Source organism: Chitinophaga sp. (assembly GCF_036569125.1).
Classification (GTDB): Bacteria; Bacteroidota; Bacteroidia; order Chitinophagales; family Chitinophagaceae; genus Chitinophaga.
Genome location: NZ_DATCRF010000456.1, coordinates 1 through 6,849 on the forward strand (window position 1 = coordinate 1; position 6,849 = coordinate 6,849).

Below are 6,849 nucleotides of genomic sequence, written 5' to 3' on the forward strand. Positions count from 1 at the left end.
GTACTAAATCCATCGGGCACCTGGAAGAGAATATGAAAGCTGCGGAGATTGAGCTGTCGGCAGAGGAGTTTGAGGAGCTGGCGAAGTAAGAAGTTAAAAGTAAAAAAGTAAAAAGTAAAAATTAAATGCTTCGAATATGAGCCAGCCCAGCTCCACGGCATTTTATTTTTACTTTTTACTTTTTGCTTTTTTACTTCCCGGGTTTCCGGGAGGCAAATTTCATTCTATTTCTTCCCCCTGCATTCCCCCATCTTTGCCCCATAAACTTACTGTTATGAAAAAATGGGGGATACTGTTTATTACATGCTTAACTACTGCGCTCAGCACGCATGCGCAGCTTTCCAAGAGAGAGATCGCTGCTGCGGTTGATACTATTGCCGCCATCATTCACCGTAGCTACGTGCACGAAGCCAAAGGCGCGCAGATAGCTGCTGCATTCAAAGCCGCTCATCAGCAGGGCAATTTCAATAATACCACTACCTGGAAAGGTTTTGATTCCCTGGCCACACAGCTGCTGCGCAATATTAGCCACGATGGCCACCTGTATGTACGCAACGATCCTGCTACGGTAAAAACGTTGCTGGCGCCGCCGGATACCATTACACAGGAAACAGAAGATGATTTCCATTATGGCCCTGCTGCCCGTGAAAATAATTACGGCTTCAGCCAAGTGCGGATCCTGGATAATAACATTGGCTATATTAAATTATCGGAGATCAATATTTCCCATAAAAGCTTGCCGGTATTATATGCCGCCATGCAATTTGTTGCACACACCCGCGCGCTTATTATTGACCTGCAGGGAAATGGGGGAGGCGGCAGTGATATAGGCCCGGTAATAGAAAGCTTTTTTCTGAAGAACAATACACCGCTGCTGCAAATGAAGCGCCGCAATGGCGCTACCGAAAATATAAAAACCGTTTCCTGGCTTACGCAGGAAAAATATACTGCGCCTGTATTTGTAATGATCAATAACAGAACTGCATCTGCCGCAGAAGCGCTGGCCTTTTGCCTGCAATCACACAAGCGGGCCACTATTGTAGGACAGCCCTCTGCCGGCGGCGCCAATATGAACGAATGGTTCCCGGTAAATGAGCAGCTGTATGTATCTGTTTCCACTGCTTCGCCTACATTGCCCGGTACCACTACAACCTGGGAGCAGAAAGGCGTGCAGCCGGATACCTGCTGCCTGCCGCAGCAGATGGTCCATGGTCAATAGTCGATGGTCCATGGTCCATGGCCTGGTGCGGGGGGAGGTATTTCGGGGAAATGAAGTAGTAAGTGTGCCACACTTACCCTCGTTTTAATTCCTTCACCGCATGATCCACTGCCCTTGCAGTAAGCGCCATGTACAGCAAAGAAGGGCTTTGATTGCCGGTGCTGGCCATGCAGGCGCCATCTGTTACAAATACATTTTTGCAGTGGTGCAGCTGGTTCCATTCATTGAGTAAAGAGGTTTTAGGATCGCTGCCCATGCGGCAGCCGCCCATTTCATGAATATCCAGGCCGGGCGCCTGGTGGTTATCGTATTGCTGAATGTTCTTACAGCCGGCCTTTTCCAGCATGGCGGCGCTTTGGGTCAGGAAGTCCTTGATCATCTTTTCATCGTTATCATCATAACCCACATTCATTACCAGCAGCGGAATGCCCCACTGGTCTTTCTGGTCTTTGCTTAAGCGTACATGATTACTGGCTTTGGGAATGGTTTCGCCCTGCATGTACATGTACACATGCCAGCCGCCGGGTTCTGTAAGGGCCTCTTTGTAAGCGGCGCCAATGGTTTCCGTGGTGCGCGAATCATCCAGCCGCTGCCGGTAGGCGCCCATGAAGGTGGTGAAGCCGCCTACATAGTCAGTATCCTGCTTTTCCAGGTTGCGGTAGTTGGCTATAATGGGCTCTGTGGGATTGCGGCCGTAAAAGTAGCGGTCCTCCAGGCCATCCAGCGTACCATTTACAGAGGCGCGGTAGTTATGAAAGGCTACGTAATGGCCCAGCAGTCCATTATCGTTCCCCAGGCCGTTGGGAAAGCGGCCGGAGGTGGAGTTGAGCAGGATCAGGGTACTGTTCAGCGCCGATGCATTCACGAAAATGATCTGCGCAAAATAATCGGTAGCGGCATGGGTATTGGCGTCTATAACGCGTACGCCTATAGCTTTTTGTTTTTGCTCATCGTAAATAATGGAATGTACTACCGAGAAAGGGCGTATAGTTAAATTACCTGTTCTTTTTGCCCAGGGCAGAGTAGAAGATACGGAGCTAAAGTATCCGCCAAAGGGGCATCCCCGCATGCACAAATTACGCGCCTGGCATTTTACGCGGCCCTGTTCCAGGTGAATGGGTTTGGGCTGCGTAATATGCGCCCAGCGGGCGTGTACAAGGTGCCTGTCGGGGTAATGCTGCTGAATGCTTTGCTGTACCTGTGCTTCGGCGCAGTTAAAGTCAAACGGCGGCAGAAAGGAACCGTCGGGCATGGCTGCAATACCATCGCGGGTGCCGCATACGCCAATAAACTCCTCCACATGCGTGTACCAGGGTGCTACATCATCATACCCAATGGGCCAGCCAATGCCGTAGCCGTAACGCTGCGGGGCGGTAAATTCATACTGGCTCCAGCGCTGGCAGGCACGGCCCCAGGTGAGTGATTTGCCGCCTACCTGGTAACCCCGGATCCAGTCGAACGGTTTTTCCTGGATGTAGGGGTGGTCTTTATCTTTAATGAAAAAGTGCGCGGTATCTTCTCCAAAACCTGCAGCCTTGCTGATGAGCGGGTTCTCCTGCAGGAACTGTTTGGTCATCTGCCCGCGGTGAGTGAACTCCCAGGGCGCTTTGGTAGCGGTGGGGTAGTCTTTATTGTGCTCTACATTACGGCCCCTTTCCAGCACCAGGGTTTGCAGGCCATGATCGCACAGCTCTTTGGCGGCCCATCCGCCGCTGATGCCGGAGCCTATTACTATTGCGTCAAAAGTGTTTTTTGCTTTACCGGTGGAATTAATGTTGATCATATGACGTGGCGTACTTGTTACCCAATGTAATATTTTATGGGGTAAAAAGAAAGCCGGCCCTGCAGGGACCGGCTACAAAATGCATTGTACAATACAGGCAGGTTACTCTACCCAATACACCAATGTTACGGTAATGAAGCCATCGGGGCCTGCCTGGCCGCTGCTGAGCGTAACGGTTTGGGGCACTGCACCTTCCCAGTTGCCGGGGTAAGCGCCAAAGGTGTAGGTGCCGGCGGGCAATCCTTCAAACTCATAACCTTCACGGTCAGTAGGATCGTAATAAGCGCCGGTAGCCTCGTTACGGGCCCAGAAGCCGCGTAAGCCAATGCTGCCGGTTACGGGTGAGCCATCGGTACGCACCAGTGCAATACGCACGTTATACGTGGCTGCTACCTTGTTGCTGGCAGTTGCATTCGCGGGCGCTTTAAATACGGGTGTTACTGCAAAGGCCTGAGCAAAGAACAATACTGCCAGGCAGGTGAAAATGAGGGTTTTTCTCATGGGACCATGGTTTAATTTGGTTAACAGATCACTAAAAATAGCAAGAAATTCCTAAGCAGCGATGTTAAGTTTAGGGTTGAAAAGTTGAACAATACCTGCTGCGGTTTAAACCTACTGCAGATATGTTGAGGGTGCTGTCGTGCATGCCTGCATTCACCTTGTTAAATCCAAAATCCTGTGCGGATAAGCTTTGGATCATCTTATAGGCCTGCATGCTGCTGTCGGGCATGGGCACGCCTTCGCCCTGCTGCAAGAACGAAAATACCTTATGATCTACGAGCTCACCTTTACCGGTGATCTTTACCTGCAGCAGGGGCGCTACGTTGTAGGGCGGTTTCAGGTTAAACAGGTGATAGGTGGCAAAGTTACCCAGGCTGTAGGCGATCAGCTTTTGCTTATACATTTCCATACCCCGTACCACATGCGGGCCGGAGCCTATTACCATATCAGCGCCGGCATCCACACACATACGTGCAAAGTGGGTTACATTGCCGCGGTCCTGGCCGTAGAAGATCTCGCGCCGTTTTGGGGTATGCGTACGCGTAGTGCCTTCTGCACCGCCATGAAAGAATACAATGAGCACATCGCACAGGGGCCTTACCTGTGTTACGTAAGCCTGTACCAGTGAATCGTTGTTCATGTTAAGGCAGTTGCTGTGCGGGGCAAAGGAAACAAATCCAAAGCGTGTATTCCGTGCCGTTAGTGTATCAAAGGGGTGCTGGGTAACGCCACTGGTGCGTATGTTGTTGTTACGTAAAAAAGCAAGCGTATGCTGCACACCTTTATCTCCAAAATCATAAGAATGGTTGTTAGATAAGTTAAGATATTCAAAGCCGGCTTCCTTATACCACTTTGCATATTTAAGCGGTGTGCGGAATGCAAAGCACTGCGTTAATCCGCATTGTTTATATACGGCTGCGCTGTCGGATACTGCGCTTTCAAGATTACCGATGCGCAGGTCTGTTTGCTGTAATAAGGGAATGGCATGCTGCAGGATATTTCCTTCGCCTGCTGCAGGGAGGTAAAGGGGAGAAGGATAGCTGGAACCTACCATCATATCCCCCACAATGGAGATGCTGATAGTATCTGTTCCCGGCTGCGGGAGGATCACGGAATCCTTTGCCGGAAAGGCTTTGCGGTATACTAATCCGGCGCCCGGGTTACCTGCAAAAAGACAGGGAATGGTTACCAGGCCAATTACGTTAAATGTGAATAACCGGAAATTCTTAACAACCAACTTTTCTTCGGGCATAGAGCGGATAAATAGTAATATTTTCAGGGGTTATGATTGCAAATATATGAAAAATATCTACTATTTATCCGGAGTGTGCCCGTAATAGTTATTCACAATATGTTTATTCTGCCCGTAAACTTTTCACCGGGTTTGCCAATGCTGTTTTAATTGCCTGATAACTAACGGTTGATAGTGCAATGAATAACGCTCCCGCCCCTACGGCTAAAAAAATTATCCACGAAATATTTGTGCGGTATTCATATTGCTGCAGCCATTGATGCAGGAAATACCAGGCAATGGGAGTAGCAATGCAGCAGGATAATACTACCAGCAGCGCAAAATCTTTGGAGAGCATGCGCCATAGATTGAAGATGGAAGCGCCCAGCACTTTGCGGATGCCAATTTCCTTGGTGCGTTGTTCTGCAATAAAGGAGGCTAATCCAAACAGGCCCAGGCAGCTGATAATAATAGCCAGTGCAGCAAATACGGTGGAGAGTGTTGCAATGCGTTCTTCAGCGCCGAACTTCTTTGCATATTCCTGGTCAACAAATGTATACTCAAAAGGTGCGGAGGAATTGTATTGTTTAAAAACAGCTTCCAGCTTTTTCAGCGCTTCGTTCATATTCATACGCGGGTTCAACCGGATGTTGATGACGTTACCGCCTTCATGCAAAATGCCGAAAATACTGGGTGGTACAGCGCGGTAGGGGGAGGTCATGATCATATCTTCCGTAACGCCTATTACATGGTAATCCTTATCGTTCCAGTGTATGGTCATGCCCACGGGATCGGTTTTAAGATCCATGTATTTCACTGCAGCTTCATTCAGGATCAGCGCCATGGAATCTGATGCAAATGCTTTGGAAAAATCGCGCCCTTCTTTGAACTTCCAGTTAACCACTTTGCCAAACTCGTGCCGCACAGGAATGTTGGCAAAACCAGCTTCGAAGGATGGATCCTTACCTGCCCACTCAAAGCCGCCGGCGCCGGCCCATATATCGGTAATGGGGCATTGCGATTCCGCCATCTCTGTAATAACATTATTTTCCAGCAAGGTGCGGCGGATAATGTCGTAATTCTTATATACTTCGGGTGTGGTTTCGCGGATGGAGATGAGGCCCTGCCGGTCGTAACCCACGGGGCGGTTCTTGGCATACTGGATCTGCCGGTATACGATCACAGTGCCGGTAATGAGCAGCACCGATACCGTGAACTGCACTACTACCAATACTTTGCGGGGCAGGGATGCAAAACGGCCTGCACGGAAAGTGCCTTTTAATACTTTTACCGGCTGAAAAGACGAGAGGTAAATGGCGGGGTAGCTGCCTGCAATAAAACCGGTGAGCAATGAAAAGCCGATGCCTGCTATCCAGCACCAGGCGTTGGTCCAGGGGAAAACGATGTGCTTATCTGCCACGGTATTGAACCAGGGCAGCATGGTGATCACGAGAATAATGGCCAGCACAAATGCAAACAACGACATCAGCACGGATTCGCTATAGAACTGGCTTACCAGCTGCGTGCGCAGTGAGCCAATGGCCTTGCGGATGCCTACTTCCTTAGCGCGTTTTTCGGAACGTGCAGTGCTTAAATTCATGAAGTTGATGCAGGCCAGCAGCAATACAAATGTGCCTATGATCCCAAACAGCCATACAAAGGTGATAAGGCCGCCCTTATTTACGCCATCCACAAAGTTGGAGTACAGGTGCCACTTGCGCATGGGATGCAGGAACAGGTTTGTTTTTATATTCTTTTCAGGATGTTTGCGCGTCATTACACCGCTGATCTTTGCAGATACTTTATCCATATCCGCATGGTCTGCTATCTGCACATAGGTATCTGTAATATTGCTGCCCCAGTCGTCTTTCAGGTTCTTTACCCAATCCCAGGTGCTTACATATTTATCCCAGGGTGCAAAGAACATCATACCGCTCCAGGAGCTATTTTCAGGCATATCTGCATAAATGCCGGCTACCTTCAGGGAAAGGATGTTGGTGATCTTTACCAGCTTTCCCACAGGATCATCTTTCCCAAATAACTTTTGCGCCAGCGACCGGGATAGTAAAATGGAGGTGGGATCCTTCAACCCGTTGCGCGTGCCCTGCAGCATAC

5 protein-coding genes are annotated in these 6,849 nt (G+C 49.5%); 1 reads left to right on the forward strand and 4 read right to left on the reverse strand.

Going from position 1 to position 6,849, the window contains the following annotated elements; translation table 11 throughout:
- Nucleotides 1-274: 274 nt before the first annotated feature.
- A complete protein-coding gene (locus tag VIM87_RS17100; RefSeq protein WP_331998172.1) occupies nt 275-1,219 on the forward strand; it encodes a S41 family peptidase in 945 nt (314 codons plus the stop codon).
- 73 nt (nt 1,220-1,292) lie between these two features.
- On the opposite strand, the gene VIM87_RS17105 is transcribed toward VIM87_RS17100, so the two are convergent.
- The 4 genes from VIM87_RS17105 to VIM87_RS17120 form a co-directional block, all read right to left on the reverse strand.
- Nucleotides 1,293-3,002, reverse strand: coding sequence for a GMC family oxidoreductase (locus VIM87_RS17105; protein ID WP_331998173.1), 1,710 nt, complete (start codon nt 3,000-3,002; stop codon nt 1,293-1,295).
- A gap of 102 nt (nt 3,003-3,104) precedes the next feature.
- Nucleotides 3,105-3,503 (reverse strand): hypothetical protein, encoded by a 399-nt coding sequence (locus VIM87_RS17110; protein WP_331998174.1) that lies wholly within the window; start codon nt 3,501-3,503, stop codon nt 3,105-3,107.
- A gap of 70 nt (nt 3,504-3,573) precedes the next feature.
- Nucleotides 3,574-4,755 carry a CapA family protein gene (locus VIM87_RS17115; RefSeq protein WP_331998175.1) on the reverse strand — a complete coding sequence of 394 codons (1,182 nt, stop codon included), beginning with the start codon at nt 4,753-4,755 and terminating at the stop codon, nt 3,574-3,576.
- Between the two features lie 103 nt (nt 4,756-4,858).
- The coding region (locus tag VIM87_RS17120) for an ABC transporter permease (RefSeq protein ID WP_331998176.1) at nt 4,859-6,849 on the reverse strand (1,991 nt) is incomplete at its 5' end.